This is a genomic window from Janthinobacterium sp. 64, assembly GCF_002813325.1.
Classification (GTDB): Bacteria; Pseudomonadota; Gammaproteobacteria; order Burkholderiales; family Burkholderiaceae_D; genus Janthinobacterium.
In genome coordinates, this window is record NZ_PHUG01000001.1 from 1,975,719 (window position 1) to 1,991,288 (window position 15,570).

Below are 15,570 nucleotides of genomic sequence, written 5' to 3' on the forward strand. Positions count from 1 at the left end.
TTCTGGCTCCCCGACCTGGACTCGAACCAGGGACCTGCGGATTAACAGTCCGTCGCTCTACCAACTGAGCTATCAGGGAAAGGAGGCCGAATTATATACGTCAAAATTTCTCATGTCCAGTTTCAATCTGCATGGCCAGCAAAATGCGCCGCCAGGGAACTAAGTAACCCCCAATAAATTATTGTGATTTCTGACTTCCATAACCGGCGCTCTGCGGCGTTGCCCGCTGCTAGCAGTGCTCGCACTGCGTCGCAGCGGGCGCCTTGCATAGCATCCGGTTCTGTTCGTCATAAATTCACAATAATTTCCTGAGGATTACTTAGCCTTGCCAAGTGGCTGCGTCCGTCTGCGCGGCGCCACGCAAGATAGTAGAATAGCCAGGCCTTGCCGACACGCAAGGCACTAACGGCATGACGGCAGCGGGGCGTCGACCACCACGCTGCCGGCATGCGCTTGCAAGGCTCATCCTTGCCCCTGGCTGACTGCTCTCACCCGACATGACAGAATCAAGCGCATCCCTGGTGGACAAGCCCGGCAGCGGCGACAGCTCGGCGGAAATTGCCGAGCATATGGCGGCGGCCATCGTGGCGCGCCAATTGCCGCCCGGTACGCGGCTGCGCGAAGAGGCGCTGTGCCGGCTGTATGGCGTCAGCCGCACCAAGATCCGCGCCGCCCTGCTGATCCTGTCCAAAGACAAACTCATACGCATGGTGCCCGACAAGGGCGCCTTCGTCAGCCAGCCCACGGAAGCGGAAGCGCGCGACATCTTTGCCGCGCGGCGCGTCATCGAGGCGGCCCTGGCGCGCGAATTCGTCGCGCGGGCCAAGCCTGCCGACTACCGCATGCTGGAGCGGCACCTGAAAGCGGAGCGCCTGGCGCTGGCACAGGCGACGCCGCTGCGCTCGCAACTGCTGGGCGACTTCCACGTCTTGCTGGCCGACATCGCCGGCAACGCCGTGCTGCGCGATATCGTGCGCGAACTGGTGGGGCGCAGCTCGCTGATCACCATGCTGTACCAGTCCGGCCACGCTGCCGCCTGCTCGTACGACGAACACGGCCGTTTTCTTGAGGCAGCGCGCAGCGGTGACGCGGACCTGGCGGCGCGCCTGATGGTCGAGCACCTGGCGCATGTGGAAGCGGCCTTGCGCTTCGATGGCAGCGCCGGCGACGCCAAAAAAGATCTGGTGGCGGCACTGCTGATGTAAGCGGCGCCATCATCAAAAAAGGCCGCCCCTGCGGATGCACGGGCGGCCTTGTCATTGCGGCGGCAAACGCGCTATTCGCCCACGCTACTCACCCAGGTAGATAAACTTGAACAGGAAGATGGCGGCGATGATGTAAGCCACCACGGATACCTGCTTGCCCTTGCCCGTCAACAGCTTCAATACGGCATAGGTGATGAAGCCGAACGCGACGCCGCTGGCCACGGAATACGTGAATGGCATCATCAAGGCCGTGATGGCGGCAGGAATGCTTTCCGTGCTGTCATCCCAGTCGATGAAGGTCAGTTCGCGCAGCATCAGGCACGCCACGTACAGCAGCGCGGGCGCCGTCGCGTACGGCGGCACCGTGTGCGCCAGAGGGGCGAAGAACAGGCTACCCAGGAACAGCAGCGCGACGGCCACGGCCGTCAAGCCCGTGCGGCCACCCGCTTGCACGCCGGCCGCGCTTTCCACGAAAGCCGTGGTGCTGGACGTGCCCAGGCAGGCGCCGGCGGCGATCGCCGTGCTGTCGGCCAGCAAGGCCTTGTTCATGCGTTCCATCTTGCCGTCTTTCAGCAGGCCGGCGCGGTTGGCCACGCCCATCAGGGTGCCCGTCGCATCGAACAATTCCACCAGGAAAAACACCAGCACCACGTTGACGATGCCGATCGACAGCGCGCCCATGATGTCGAGCTTGAACAGGGTCGGCTCGATGGCGGGCGGCGCCGAAACGATGCCGTTGAACTGGTTGCCGCCAAAGAAGAAGCTGGCAATCGTGATGGTGAGGATGCCGATCAGGATGGCGCCCGGCACTTTCAGGCGGTCCAGCGCGACGATGATGAAGAAACCGAGGATGGCCAGGATGGGCGCCGCCTGGTGCAAGTCGCCCAGCGCGATGATGGTGGCGGGGTTCGATACCACGATACCGGCGCTTTTCAGCGAAATGATGGCCAGGAACAAGCCGATACCCACCGTGATGGCCGTGCGCAGCGCCGGCGGGATGCTGTTGATGATCATCTCGCGCACCTTGAACAGGCTGACCAGGATGAACAGGCAGCCGGAAATGAAAACGGCGCCCAGCGCCACTTCCCAGCTCATGCCCATGCCCTTGACCACCGTGTACGAGAAATACGCATTCAAGCCCATGCCCGGCGCCAGCGCGATCGGATAGTTCGCGTACAAGCCCATGATCAGGGTGCCGATGGCGGCCGCCAGGCAGGTGGCGACAAAGACGGAATCCTTCGGCATGCCGGCGTCGCCCAGGATGGACGGGTTGACGAAGATGATGTAGGCCATCGTCAGGAATGTGGTCAGGCCGGCCAGCAGCTCCGTGCGCACATTGGTTCCGTTGTCCTTCAGTTTGAAATAGCGTTCCAGGAACTGCATGATTAACCCCTTGTTTTTGTAAAACCGCACGCCAGGTCTTGGCCTAGCGCATTTTTCTTGCAACTATTTACTTGGTCGCTGCGTCGGCCGGCTTGAAGGCCCACCAGCGGCTGCCCGCAAAATTCCAGACCAGCCCGATACCGGTCGCCAGCACCTGCGCCAGCCAGTAATACCAGCCCAGCTGGTGTACCAGCAGCCACATCAGGCCCGTATTGATGCACCAGCCGATGCCCAGCAAGGTGAAATACTTGGACGCCGCCTCGCCGTGGCCCTTGTCACTCTTGAACGTGAAAAAGTAATTAAGAATGTAGTTGACGACGGAACCGAGGATGTAGCCGATGCCGGACGCGGCGGCGGCGCTGATGCCGGCCCATTCCACGCCGCCCCACAGCACGCTGTATTGCACGGCCGTGCCGGAAGCGCCGACGGCGGCGAAACGCAAAAATTGCTGATGCAGGGAATGGGACATTGTCAATTTTCAAATGAGCGAAAGCAGGATCGGACCAGAATAAAAAATGGCTACGATTGCTCGTAACCATTTTTCAGCCTGCATTTTACTGCAAGTTGCGCCCAACGTTCATATTCGCCGCCGATACTCCACGGCTCCGACGCCTATTTCTTGACTTGGCGGCGCCGGCGCAGCCACACCAACAGCGCGATCAGCAGCAAGAGGCCCACGATGCCGCCCGGCAGCATGAACGGCTGCGCCCGCGCAAGCACGGGTTTTTCGCCGCCGCTGCGCGCCTGCGCCACATACGCCGCGGTGACGGACACGTCCGGGTTGCCGTACTGTTTCAATACGTAATTGGCGATCGACGCGATCTGCTCGTCCGTCAACGGTTGCACGTACGAGCGCTGGTCGAAACGGGGCATGAATGCTTCGTGCTCCTCTCCTTCGATCTTGCGCTCGACGCCAAACAAAATGGCCGATACCAGATTGGCCGGCGTGTTGCCGCCCGTTGCCGTGTTGTTGAACAGGGCGGGATAGCTTTGTCCCGTGCTGCCGGCGCCGCTGGCCGAATGGCAACTGGCGCAGTAGCCGGAAAACAGCACGGCGCCGCTGTTGAGCGAATGGTGCTCGGTGGAACTGGCCATGCCGCGCAGCAGCGATTCTTCGCTGGCGGCGCTGCCGTAACTGAAAGCTGCCTTGCTCTGCCCCGGCGCGCGTACGGCCGGCACCGTGCGCAGCCAGGCCACGATGGCGGCCACGTCGTCGTCGCGCAAAAATTGCAAGCTGTTCTGGATGGCTTCGGCCATGCCGCCCGCCGCCTGTCCCTTGCCTTCCACGTGACCTGTTTTGAGGTAGGCGGCGATTTCCGCATCCGTCCAGGCGCCGATACCGCTGACCTTGTCAGACGTGATGTTCGGCGCATGCCAGGAACCGAGCGACGCGCCGGCCAGCGTCTGGCTGCCGATTTCCGCCATCAGCGCATTGCGCGACGTGTGGCAGGCGCTGCAGTGCGCCAGGCCTTCGGCCAAATAAGCGCCGCGGTTGATCTGCGCGCTCTTTGCCGGATCGGGCACGAAGCGTTTATTGTCGAGGAACAAGGTGTTCCAGCCCAGCATGGACAGACGCACATTGAACGGGAATGGCAGGGCCGTCTGGCGCGCCGGTTCATCGACGGGCTGGACGGCCTGCATGAAGTAGTAATACAGGTCGCCTACGTCCGCATCCGTCAGCATCGCATAGCTGGTGTAGGGCATGGCCGGGTACAGGTGGCTGCCATCGGCGCGCACGCCTTCGCGCAGCGCGCGCGCAAAGTCCGCTTCCGTGTAATGCCCGATGCCGCCTGTTTTCGATGGCGTGATGTTCGTCGCGTAGATCGTGCCCAGCGGCGAGTCGATGGCGTAGCCGCCCGCATACGGCTTGCCGCCCGCAGCCGTATGGCACGCCATGCAGTCGGCGGCGATGGCCAGATAGCGGCCCCGCTCCAGCCGTGCATCGGGCTTGGCGGCCACGGGGGCGGCCGGACGGTCCGGCGTCAGGGTGACGGGCGGAACAGGTGGCATCGGTGGCACAGCGTGCGCCGCCAGCTGCAAGCCGGCCGCCAGGGTCAGCGTCAGCAAGAGGCGGCGCATCATGCGGCCTCCCTTGCCAGAGTCCGGGCGATGTCGTCGGCCGCGCGCAAACCGAGCGCGGCCATGCTGAGGGTCGTGTTGACGACGCTGGCCGACGGCATGGCGCCGCCGCCCGGCAGCCACAAATTGGCGTGATCGTGCGCGCGGCAATTGCCGTCAACCACGGAGTCAAGACGATTCGACCCCATGATGACGCCGCCCATGATGTGGTTGTTCGCGTTCAGGCTGTCGGTGATATGGAATTCCACGGCGCCGAACAGCTTGCCGATGTGCTTGAGCTGCGCATGCGCGGCCTTCGCGCCATCGCGCACGTAATCGCCCACGTCATAGTAAATGTCGGGACAGGCCAGGCCCAGCGGGTCCTTGCGCGTCTTGCTCAAGGTCAGACGGTTGTGCGCTTCGGGCAGCGGTTCCAGGCTGATCGACAAGTCCACGCCAAACGCGGCGCGGCGGCGGATTTCATCGTCGAGATCCTTGCCCACCAGGCCCAGCTTCAAGGATTGCTGCGTGGCAGGTCCGACCCTGGTGATGTTATTCAGGATCATCTTGTTGGCCGAATACTGGCCACGGAAGGTGCCGTCGCGCGGCCCCACCAGGCAGCTGCTCTGCGCCGGACCGCGGCCCGTCCAGATCGGTTCATTGGCGAGGAAGGTACAGTGGAAACCGGAATGGTCCATCATGTTGCGGCCGACCTGGTCCGAACTGTTGGCGATGCCGTTCGGGTTGTTCTTGTTCGCCGCCAGCAAGAGCAAACGCGGCGTTTCGATGCCATTGCAGGCAATCACGAAGGCCTTGCCGGTCGCCATGTGCGACTGTTTCTTGGCGTCGTACCAATGCACGGCGGTGACTCTGTTGTTGTGGTCCGTGTCGATGCGGTAGACGACGGCCTCGGCCAGCACGCCCACCCCTTTCAGCTCGGCCCGCTCCACGTGGTGGATGCCGTTGTACATGGCGCCGATGGGGCAGATCGGCTGGCAATTGTTGTTGCCGCAGCAGGTGGGACGGCCCTGCCATGGGCGCGTCGAGCGGCCTTGCGGGATCGGTACGGAGCGGTAGCCGTGCGGGTTGACGACTTCGGCGAAGCGCTTGTCGCCATAGCCCCAGGGCACCATGTCCATCGGATACGGTTTGCTGCGCTCGCTCGGCGACTGCTGCGCCGGATCGTTGGGGCCGGCCACGCCCATTTCCTGCTCGGCGCGGCAATAGTACGGTTCCAGCTCATCGTAGGAAATGGCCCAGTCGCGCCCTACCCCGTAATCGCTCTTCATGCGCATGTCGGTCGGCAAATGGCGCCAGCACGATGCGGCCCAGTGCCAGGTCGTGCCGCCCACCGTGCGCAGATAGCCCTGCTGGAAACTGCTGCCGTTGGGGCCGGACACTTCCACATAGTTATTCTTCGGGAAATACAGGGGCGCGGGCGCGTTTTCCGCTTGGGGATACAGGCCCTGGAAGTCGGAGCCGACGCGGTTTTCGAACGGCATGTTGCGCCAGTTTTCCACGGCTTGCCCGCGCTCGATGCGCAAGCCCGCTTCCAGCATGATCACGGAATGGCCTTGGGCGGCCAGCTGGTCGGCCATCATGGCGCCCACGACGCCCGTGCCGACGATGACGACATCGGCGACGACGTCGCCATTACTCTTGAATTGGGGTGATTTCATTTTGCTTGCTTGCCTTTAGTTTCAGGGGTGCCGGTGGTGGCCGGGGCCGGCACGGGTTTCGCTTCCACGGGTGCGGAAACGCGCACGGCCGGCGGCGCCTTCAGCCACCACAGGGGGCCGTAGTTGCAATAGGTGGGCACGACCTGGCCATCGGCCACCGTGCGGTACATCAAGGCCTCGGCGTAGGCAACGACGATGGACTTCGTGCCCTGCGCCGCGTTGCCGGCGACGGTGCCCGTGTACCAGGCGGCAACGATGGCCAGCGCCAGCTCGCGCAGACTCGCATCCGCGGCGCTGGCCGCCGCCAGCAAGGCTTTCGCTTCCTGGCCCGTGACGAGCAGCGCGCCCAGCTGCGGCAAGCGCTCGGCAAAGCCGGGCACGTTGCTGCGCATGGCTTGCTCGATGCGCGCCGCCGTCGCGGCGGACAAATCGCGGTGGCCCGTGATGGTTTGCGACAAGGTATAGAACAGCATGGTGGCGGGCACCACGCCGGGCGCCGGCGCGCTGGCCGGCGCCGGCATGGCGGCCGACAGGGGATTGCTCCAGAAACCGGCCTGCGCCAGCAAGGCGGCCAGGCCGATCAAGGCGTGGCGGCGGCTGATACGGGGAAGGGATGACACGGATGTTGCAGATGGATCGCTGCCTGGATGGTTCATGAGACTCCCGCAAGACTTGTTGTTTTGTTGACTTGGATGATTGCGCCACATTGCATTTGCGCATATATGGAACCGGTTCCATAATTATCCTACAGAACTGAATTGTTTGCTGATGGAGTATGACTAGCGCAACAGGTGCGGGCGATTACTTAGCTGACGTCCACGCCGGCACGCTGTAACAGCAACTCATTGCGTTTCGAGAGGTGCACCACTTGCAGATGTTTACCCACCTTCTCGTAGCGCTCGTACAAGCGCTCCAATGCCGCTATCGCGGAATGGTCAGCCATGTGCAAGTGGCGGCAGTCGAGCACCACGCGCGCCGGGTCTGTCGAGGGTGCGAACAAATCCAGGAAGTGGGCTGTCGATGCGAAGAACAGCGTGCCATGAGGGCGATACGTTCTCAGACCAGTTTCTGTGTCGTCGATGTCGGCGCGGACGTCCAGTGCATGCTGCCATGCGAAGGCGAGCGCGGCAATAACAATGCCGCACAGGACAGCCGTCGCCAGGTCGGTGAAAACGGTAATGATGGTCACGGCGACAATCACCAGCGCATCCTGCGGCGGGACCTTGCCGAGCACCCGTAGCGAGCCCCAGGCGAACGTTTCGTGCGCAACGACGAACATGACGCCGACCAGCGCCGCAAGCGGGATTTGTGCGATCAGCGGCGACAGGAACAGAATGAACAACAGGATCATGATGCCGCTCGTGACGCCGGAAAGGCGCGAACGGCCGCCGGAGCTCAAGTTGATCATGGTCTGGCCGATCATGGCGCAACCGCCCATGCCGCCAAACAGACCGGAGACAACATTGGAGGCGCCGAGGGCGATGCATTCACGGTTCGGTTGGCCCCGCGTTCCCGTTATCTCATCGGTGAGATTGAACGTCAGCAGCGTTTCAAGCAGGCCGACCATGGCCATCAAGGATGCGTAGGGCAGGATGATCTGCAGCGTTTCCAGGCTCAGTGGCACAGTGGGAAAATGCAGGACCGGCAAGCCACCGGCCATATGCGCCAGGTCACCCAAGGTGCGGGTAGGCAAGTTCAAACCGTAACTGAGCAGCCCGACACCGAGAATGGCGACGAGCGCCGGCGGCACCGCTTTGGTGAAACGCGGCAGCACATAAACGATGGCCATCGTCAACGCGACCAGGCCGCACATGATCAGCAAAGGCGTTCCCTGCAGCCATTGATCGCCTTGCGGCGTTGCATGCCGAAAGTGCTCCAGTTGCGCCATCGCAATGATAATGGCCAGTCCGTTCACGAAACCCAGCATCACTGGATGCGGCACCATGCGGATCAGCTTGCCCAGGCGAAGCAGGCCAAAAAGGGCCATCAAGATACCGCTGAGAACAACCGTCGCCAGCAGATACTGCACGCCATGCCGGGCGACGAGTGCCACGATCACCACCGCCATCGAACCGGCGGCGCCGGAAATCATGCCGGGTCGGCCACCGAAGATAGCCGTCATCGCGCAGATGATGAAGGCGCCGTACAGCCCCATCAGCGGGTTGACTTGGGCGACCAAGGCAAAGGCGATGCACTCGGGCACCAGCGCGAACGACGATGTCAGGCCGGCGAGCACGTTTTTTTGTATGTTCGAGAACCATTCTTCCCGAAAGGTATTACTTAACATTGGTGTCTATCCGAAGTCGCAACGTACGTGGCCTTGGGGCCGTGCACAGTCGTTTATTGAGCGGCTGCTCTCAAGCAAAGCTCCGCGCAGCATGGCGTGACACGCCCCCCAGGACGGCAGATGCCATGACATTCAATAAACAGTGAAATGTTTGCGCGATATGCAACGATTACGCGCCCCCATGCCCAAGAACCTCCGAACAGGAAGCCGTGTTGAACGGTTGGAAATTCGTCAGCAGTTACAGGGGTGTAGTGAAATGAAGTAAATCAACAACTCAGGCTATCTTGCTTATCCTGTTGAGATTATACAAGATTGCGCGAAATCCGCCGCCGGACAGTTTTTCGGAGCATGCAGCGTCACGCATGCACCCGGAATCAAGCGCTGGCGACATGGGCGTTTCACGCCCCCCCTGCCCCTGAAACGCAAAAAAGCCCAACCGGTCAAGGCTGGGCTTTCTGCTGCTACGTGTTCTGGCTCCCCGACCTGGACTCGAACCAGGGACCTGCGGATTAACAGTCCGTCGCTCTACCAACTGAGCTATCAGGGAAAAGAGGCCGCATTTTATAGGGTAAATTTTGCGATGTCCAGATCTCCCCCGGAAAAAGGTGTCTTTTCCGGCCTCACCTTGCCCGGCGGTCAGCCCGCATGCTCTTGCGGGTAGTAGTCAAATACCAGCACGCGACCCAGCCATGGCTTGAGCTGTTCGACAAAGGCCAGGTGGGCCGGATGGGTCAGATACACGTCGCGCGCGCCGGCATCGTCAAAGGTCAGGGTAAAGCAATCGGTAAAGCCATCATCAAGGCCTTCCGGGCTGACGTTCGGCCCCCATTCAAATTGCCGCACGCCAGGAATGCGGTGTTTCAGCTGGGAAAACTCGTAGACGAGTTCGGCATGCCTGGCGGAGGTGATGCCATCGAGGAAGTCGCACAAAACGATATGGCGCAAGGCGGAGGTACAAGTCATGGGAAGGGGCTCCTGAAGTGATGCATTCAGGATAGCGCAAAACGCGATCAGGCACAGGCCAGCCCTGCTGACGGCGCCGGAAAACAAAAAAGGCCATGTTTTTCAACATGGCCTTCCGAATTCTGGCTCCCCGACCTGGACTCGAACCAGGGACCTGCGGATTAACAGTCCGTCGCTCTACCAACTGAGCTATCAGGGAAAAGAGGCCGTATTATATAGGCCAAACCTGAGGCTGTCCAGATTTCCATAGGGGAAATCTTATCTTGCTCATCTGGCCCCAAGCTACGTGCCGGCGGCGCAAAAACAAAAAAGGCCACGTTTTTCAACGTGGCCTTTCGAATTCTGGCTCCCCGACCTGGACTCGAACCAGGGACCTGCGGATTAACAGTCCGTCGCTCTACCAACTGAGCTATCAGGGAAAAGAGGCAATATTATATGTCGGTTGTTTCGTATTTGCAAGACTCATACTGCATCTCGAAAAACACGGCCTTCGCCGACTTTCCACTGCCATCAGCGCCACACTTGCATGCAGCGCCGAAGAAGCAAGATCTTAAAGCACTTTGGCGATCGCGTCAATGACGATGTCGATATTGCGCGAATTCAATGCTGCCACGCAGATACGGCCCGTGTCGACGGCGTAGATCGATTGCTCGCGCAAGGTCGCCACCTGCTCCTTGGTGAGGCCCGAATACGAGAACATGCCGATTTGCTGGCGCACGAATTCGAAGTCGTGGCCTGGCGCCTTGGCTTTCAGTTTTTCCACGAAGGCATTGCGCATTTCGCGGATGCGCACGCGCATGCCGGCCAGTTCCTCTTCCCACAGCTGGCGCAGTTCCGGCGTGGCCAGGACGGTGGCGACCACCTTGCCGCCGTGCACTGGCGGGTTCGAGTAGTTGGTGCGCACGACGCGTTTCAACTGAGACAACAGACGGGCCGCTTCATCGGCGCTCGATGCGACGACGCTCAGGGCGCCCACGCGCTCGCCGTACAGCGAGAACGATTTCGAGAACGAGTTCGATACCAGCAGCGGGCCGCCCGCGTCGGCGAAGCGGCGCACCACGGCGCCGTCTTCGGCGATGCCGTTGGCAAAGCCTTGATACGCCATGTCCAGGAACGGCACCAGGCCGCGCGAGGTCACCACGCTGATGATCTGATCCCACTGGGCCACGCTCAGGTCGGCGCCGGTCGGGTTGTGGCAGCAGGCGTGCAGCACGACGATGGAGCCGGCTGGCATGGCGTTCAGGCTGGCCAGCATGCCGTCGAAGTTCACGCCATGGGTGGCGGCATCGTAGTAGGCGTAGTTGTTCACGACGAAACCGGCGTTCTCGAACAGCGCGCGGTGGTTTTCCCAGCTTGGGTCGCTGATGTAGACTTGCGCACCCGGCGCGAAGCGCTGCAGGAAGTCGGCGCCGATCTTCAGTGCACCCGTGCCGCCGATGGCTTGCACGGTCACGGCGCGGCGCTCTTGAATAACGGCGCTATCGGCGCCAAATACGAGTTCTTGCACCGCCTTGTCGTAGGCAGCGAGGCCTTCGATCGGCAGATAGGTGCGTGGCGCCGCCTGTTCGATCAGGATGGCTTCCGCCTTGCGTACGCAAGCTAACAGAGGCACTTTACCGTTGTCGTCATAATAGACGCCAACGCCCAGATTGATTTTGGCGGGATTCTGGTCCGCGTTAAATGCTTCGGTGATGCCCAGGATCGGGTCGCGTGGGGCCATCTCGATGGCGCTAAACAGACTGGCAGAAACAGTTGGGTTCGTCATGATAAGATTGGATTCGATTGGAAGCAGGTTCACAGCGGAGTTGTAGACAGCGCCCCAAAATACAACGCCAGGGCCGCCAGCAGAGCACTATTCTAACAAAGGTCTGATTCACATGCCCGAATTATCTACCGCCAGCGAGGCGGAAAGCGCAATTATCTCTTTCCCGGACTCCCCCTTCAAGCTGCACCAGCCCTTCCCTCCGGCCGGCGACCAGCCCACGGCGATCGCCCAGTTATCCGAAGGCGTTGCCGATGGCCTGGCCTTCCAGACCCTGCTGGGCGTGACCGGCTCGGGCAAGACCTATACCATGGCCAACGTCATCGCGCGCATGGGCCGGCCCGCCATCGTCTTCGCGCCGAACAAGACGCTGGCCGCGCAGCTGTACAGCGAGTTCCGCGACTTTTTCCCGCAAAACGCGGTCGAATACTTCGTCAGCTACTACGATTACTACCAGCCCGAAGCCTACGTGCCGCAGCGCGACCTGTTCATCGAAAAGGACTCGTCGATCAACGAGCATATCGAGCAGATGCGTTTGTCGTGCACCAAGTCGCTGATGGAACGGCGCGACGTCATCATCGTCGCCACCGTCTCGGCCATCTACGGTATCGGTAATCCCAACGAATACCACCAGATGATCCTGACGTTGCGCGTAAAAGACAGAGTCAGCCAGCGCGACGTCATCGCGCGCCTGATCCAGATGCAGTACACGCGCAACGAGGTCGACTTCGGCCGCGGCACCTTCCGCGTGCGCGGCGATACCATCGACATCTTCCCCGCCGAGCATGCGGAACTGGCCGTGCGCCTGGAAATGTTCGACGACGAGATCGAATCGATCCAGCTGTTCGACCCGCTGACGGGCAGAGTGCGGCAAAAAATCCCCCGCTTCACCGTGTACCCGGGTTCGCACTACGTGACGCCCCGCTCCACCGTGCTGCGCGCCGTGGAAACCATCAAGGACGAGCTGCGCGAACGCCTCGAATTCTTCCGCAAGGAAAACAAACTGATCGAAGAACAGCGGATCGAGCAGCGCACGCGCTTCGACCTGGAAATGATGGCGGAAATCGGTTTCACCAAGGGCATCGAGAACTATTCGCGCCACCTGTCCGGCGCGCTGCCGGGCGAACCGCCGCCGACCCTGGTCGACTATCTGCCTGCCGACGCGCTGATGTTCCTCGACGAGTCGCACGTGCTGACGGGCCAGCTGAGCGCCATGTACAACGGCGACCGTTCGCGCAAGACCAACCTGGTCGACTACGGCTTCCGCCTGCCGTCGGCGCTCGACAACCGCCCCTTGAAATTCGAGGAATTCGAACAGAAGATGCGCCAGACGGTGTTCGTCTCGGCCACGCCGGGCGACTACGAAAAAAACCATTCCGACCAGGTGGTCGAACAGGTGGTGCGCCCCACGGGCCTGGTCGACCCGCAGATCATCGTGCGCCCCGCCAGCACGCAGGTGGACGACCTGATGTCGGAAATCGTCGAGCGCATCAAGAAAGATGAGCGCGTGCTGGTCACCACGCTCACCAAGCGCATGTCGGAGCAATTGACGGAATACCTGGGCGACCATGGCATCAAGGTGCGCTACCTGCACAGCGATATCGAGACGGTGGAGCGCGTGGAAATCCTGCGCGACCTGCGCCTGGGCACCTTCGACGTGCTGGTGGGGATCAACCTGCTGCGCGAGGGCCTGGACTTGCCGGAAGTGTCCCTGGTCGCCATCCTCGACGCGGACAAGGAAGGCTTTTTGCGCTCCGAGCGCAGCCTGATCCAGACCATCGGCCGCGCCGCGCGTAACCTGAACGGCACGGCGATTCTGTACGGCGACCGCATCACCGATTCCATGCGCCGCGCCATCGACGAGACGGAACGCCGCCGCGCCAAGCAGATCGCCTTCAATACGGCCAACAACATCATCCCGATCGGCGTGAAAAAATCGATCCGCGAAATGATCGATGGCGTCTACAGCCCGCAGGAAGCGCGCGACAACCTGCAAGTAGCACAGGAAGCGGCGAAGTTCGAAGCCATGAGCGAAAAACAGGTCAGCAAGGAAATCAAGCGCCTGGAAAAACTGATGCTCGACCACGCCAAGAACCTGGAGTTCGAAAAGGCCGCGCAGGTGCGCGACCAGCTGCACATCCTCAAGCAGCAGCTGTTCGGCGCGCCTGGCACGGACAATGTGGCGTCAATCCTTGGAAAATGAATACCACGCCTTGCGTAGGTCGGATTAGGCCCTGCGGGCCGTAATCCGACAACATTGTTGGCGCTGGTGGTGGCGTCGGATTACGCGCGGAGCGCTAATCCGACCTACGCGACGACCCCACATTTCACCGCCCCTGAACAAACGCCGTCACCGCGTCGACCAGCGCGGGCGCCAGCGGCAGCGCTGGATCGCCATACGACGGCATCTGCTGCGCCAGATCGCCACTGGCCATTTTCAGGACATGGTTCATGCCAGGCACGATCACCAGCCTGGCCGATGGCGCGGCGGCCGACAAGGCCTTCGCATCGGCCACCGACACCTGCAAATCGGTCGCCCCCTGCAGTATCAAGACGGGCATGCGCAAGGCGGCCACCGCCGCGCGCGGATCGACCTGCATCGATGACATCAGATACGGCTGCACCGAAGGCCGGTACAGTGCCAGCAAGGCTGGCGGTACATCGCTGGCCTCTTCGCCGCGTTTGAGCGCCAGCAGGATGCGCTCATTTTGCGCGTAAAGCTCTGGCGGCAGGCGCGGCTTCAATTGCGCGCGCAAGACGTCATCGAGCGCGCTGCCCGCACCGGCGATCAATATGCAACCATCGGCCTGCGCCTGCCGGCAAGCGACCATCGCGATCAACGCGCCCTCGCTATGCCCGGCCATCATCACCTTCGCAAAGCGCGGATCGGCACGCAGTTGCCGCAGCCACGCCGAGGCGTCATCGATATAGTCGTCCAGCCGCAGGTCGGCCTCGCGCACGCCAGCCATGGCACTGGCGCCGACACCGCGCTTGTCATAGCGCACCGAAGCGATGCCGGCATGCGCCAGCGCGTCGGCCACCATACGCAGCGAATTATTCTGCCCCGGCAGCATGGCGCTGTTGCCATTGCGGTCGGTCGGACCGGAACCCGCGTGCAGCAGCACCACCGGCACTTTCCCCTGCCCATCGGGCAGCGACAAGGTGCCGTGCAGCACACCACCGTGCACTGCCAGCGTCGCCTCCTGTTCGCTACCGGCGGCATGCGCAGGCAAGGCCAGCATCATGACAACTACGCTGCATATCCATCGCATCATTGCTCTTCTCCCTGTGAACGAATGTCCAGCCGTTTGTACTGCAGCAGCGAGTACAGCACGGCCACCGGTACCCAGGCTATCGCCGGCACGAGCAGCAGCCATCCGGGCACGCCCGCCGCCAGCATAAAGAAGCCCAGCAGCCCGCTACCCACCATCAACCTGGCCGCAAAACGATGCGTTACATACCAGACCCGTTCATTGGACAAGGTCCACGGCGTGCGGATGCCGAGGTAAAAATTGCGCCGCACCTTGCCCATGGGATTGCCAGCCAGGACCAGCATCACGAACAGCCCGGCCGGCACCGCGCGATCGATCGGCACCGCCATGCCGATGGCGCTGGCCAGCACCAGACACTGTACATACGCCAGCAGCAACAGCCCGACACCGAAGTTATAGTAGTAAGTCGCCTCGAAGGGCTCTACCTCATGGTGTCGCGGTGACAGCGACGGCAGCAGCAAGGCCAGCAGCATGATAAAAGCCATCAGCCCCGGCCCCAGTAGCCACAGCACCGCGCGCGGCGCATAGCCATCGGCCTCGCCGCGCCAGTTCCAGTGCACCGCCACCACCTCGGGCAACTGCGGCCAGGCATACACGATGGCAGCGCTGACGGCCGCAATCATCAGCAAGCCCAGGACGATAAAGCGCGCTTTCATCATTTGCTCTCCTTGCGGTCAACATCGGTCAAATCCAGCATCCACGCCAGCACATCCTGCAGAACGGTGGTATTCAAGCCATACCAGATGGTCTGCCCTTCGCGCCGGCGCGTGATCAAATCCGCGTCGGCCAGCACGGAAAAATGGTGCGACATGGTTGGCTTGCTCATGTCGAACCGGGCGGCCAGGTCTCCGGCCGTCATCTCGCCGGACCGCAGCAACCGCAATATCTCGCGTCGCGCAGGGTCGGCGATGGCCTTGAAGGCGCCGTTGGTGGCATTCATATTAGGCAAACATCTAATTAG

13 protein-coding genes and 4 tRNA genes are annotated in these 15,570 nt (G+C 61.8%); 2 read left to right on the forward strand and 15 right to left on the reverse strand.

The window, feature by feature from the left end:
• Positions 1–3: 3 nt before the first annotated feature.
• A tRNA-Asn gene (locus tag CLU91_RS08725) sits at positions 4–79 on the reverse strand.
• A gap of 418 nt (positions 80–497) precedes the next feature.
• Between CLU91_RS08725 and CLU91_RS08730 the strand changes: the two genes are divergently transcribed.
• Positions 498–1,205 (forward strand): GntR family transcriptional regulator, encoded by a 708-nt coding sequence (locus CLU91_RS08730; protein WP_100873840.1) that lies wholly within the window; start codon positions 498–500, stop codon positions 1,203–1,205.
• Positions 1,206–1,289: 84 nt separating this feature from the next.
• Here CLU91_RS08730 and CLU91_RS08735 read toward each other — a convergent pair whose 3' ends face one another.
• From CLU91_RS08735 to CLU91_RS08785, 11 genes are all read right to left on the reverse strand, one after another.
• Positions 1,290–2,588, reverse strand: a complete 1,299-nt coding sequence (locus CLU91_RS08735) for an NCS2 family permease (RefSeq protein ID WP_035820652.1) — start codon at positions 2,586–2,588, stop codon at positions 1,290–1,292.
• A 67-nt stretch (positions 2,589–2,655) separates the two neighbouring features.
• Positions 2,656–3,057, reverse strand: coding sequence for a GtrA family protein (locus CLU91_RS08740; RefSeq protein WP_100873841.1), 402 nt, complete (start codon positions 3,055–3,057; stop codon positions 2,656–2,658).
• Between the two features lie 143 nt (positions 3,058–3,200).
• The gene (locus CLU91_RS08745) at positions 3,201–4,670 is read right to left on the reverse strand and encodes a c-type cytochrome (protein ID WP_332870886.1); all 1,470 of its coding nucleotides are present in this window, start codon (positions 4,668–4,670) and stop codon (positions 3,201–3,203) included.
• Positions 4,667–6,325, reverse strand: coding sequence for a GMC family oxidoreductase (locus tag CLU91_RS08750; protein WP_100873842.1), 1,659 nt, complete (start codon positions 6,323–6,325; stop codon positions 4,667–4,669). Before CLU91_RS08750 ends, CLU91_RS08745 begins: the two co-directional genes overlap by 4 nt.
• Complete coding sequence (locus tag CLU91_RS08755) at positions 6,322–6,981, reverse strand: sugar dehydrogenase complex small subunit (RefSeq protein ID WP_100873843.1); 660 nt, start codon at positions 6,979–6,981, stop codon at positions 6,322–6,324. Before CLU91_RS08755 ends, CLU91_RS08750 begins: the two co-directional genes overlap by 4 nt.
• A gap of 149 nt (positions 6,982–7,130) precedes the next feature.
• Positions 7,131–8,612 carry a SulP family inorganic anion transporter gene (locus tag CLU91_RS08760; RefSeq protein WP_100873844.1) on the reverse strand — a complete coding sequence of 494 codons (1,482 nt, stop codon included), beginning with the start codon at positions 8,610–8,612 and terminating at the stop codon, positions 7,131–7,133.
• Between the two features lie 471 nt (positions 8,613–9,083).
• Positions 9,084–9,159: transfer RNA gene (locus tag CLU91_RS08765), tRNA-Asn, on the reverse strand.
• Positions 9,160–9,248: 89 nt separating this feature from the next.
• Positions 9,249–9,575, reverse strand: a complete 327-nt coding sequence (locus tag CLU91_RS08770) for a Dabb family protein (RefSeq protein ID WP_100873845.1) — start codon at positions 9,573–9,575, stop codon at positions 9,249–9,251.
• Positions 9,576–9,698: 123 nt separating this feature from the next.
• Positions 9,699–9,774: transfer RNA gene (locus CLU91_RS08775), tRNA-Asn, on the reverse strand.
• A gap of 144 nt (positions 9,775–9,918) precedes the next feature.
• Positions 9,919–9,994: transfer RNA gene (locus CLU91_RS08780), tRNA-Asn, on the reverse strand.
• Between the two features lie 131 nt (positions 9,995–10,125).
• The gene (locus tag CLU91_RS08785; RefSeq protein ID WP_198521287.1) at positions 10,126–11,340 is read right to left on the reverse strand and encodes an amino acid aminotransferase; all 1,215 of its coding nucleotides are present in this window, start codon (positions 11,338–11,340) and stop codon (positions 10,126–10,128) included.
• A 112-nt stretch (positions 11,341–11,452) separates the two neighbouring features.
• On the opposite strand from CLU91_RS08785, the gene uvrB reads away from it, so the two are divergent.
• On the forward strand, positions 11,453–13,540 hold the full coding sequence (uvrB, locus tag CLU91_RS08790; RefSeq protein WP_100873846.1) for an excinuclease ABC subunit UvrB: 2,088 nt from the start codon (positions 11,453–11,455) through the stop codon (positions 13,538–13,540).
• A 124-nt stretch (positions 13,541–13,664) separates the two neighbouring features.
• Here the strand turns inward: uvrB and CLU91_RS08795 are convergent, their stop codons facing one another.
• The 3 genes from CLU91_RS08795 to CLU91_RS08805 are packed head-to-tail and all read right to left on the reverse strand — an operon-like array spanning position 13,665 to position 15,549.
• Positions 13,665–14,612 (reverse strand): alpha/beta hydrolase, encoded by a 948-nt coding sequence (locus CLU91_RS08795; protein WP_232730681.1) that lies wholly within the window; start codon positions 14,610–14,612, stop codon positions 13,665–13,667.
• Complete coding sequence (locus tag CLU91_RS08800) at positions 14,609–15,268, reverse strand: SdpI family protein (RefSeq protein ID WP_232730682.1); 660 nt, start codon at positions 15,266–15,268, stop codon at positions 14,609–14,611. The genes CLU91_RS08795 and CLU91_RS08800 overlap by 4 nt, the downstream gene beginning before the upstream one ends.
• Positions 15,265–15,549: an autorepressor SdpR family transcription factor gene (locus CLU91_RS08805; RefSeq protein ID WP_100873847.1), complete on the reverse strand. Its 285-nt coding sequence runs from the start codon at positions 15,547–15,549 to the stop codon at positions 15,265–15,267. Before CLU91_RS08805 ends, CLU91_RS08800 begins: the two co-directional genes overlap by 4 nt.
• Positions 15,550–15,570: the final 21 nt, after the last annotated feature.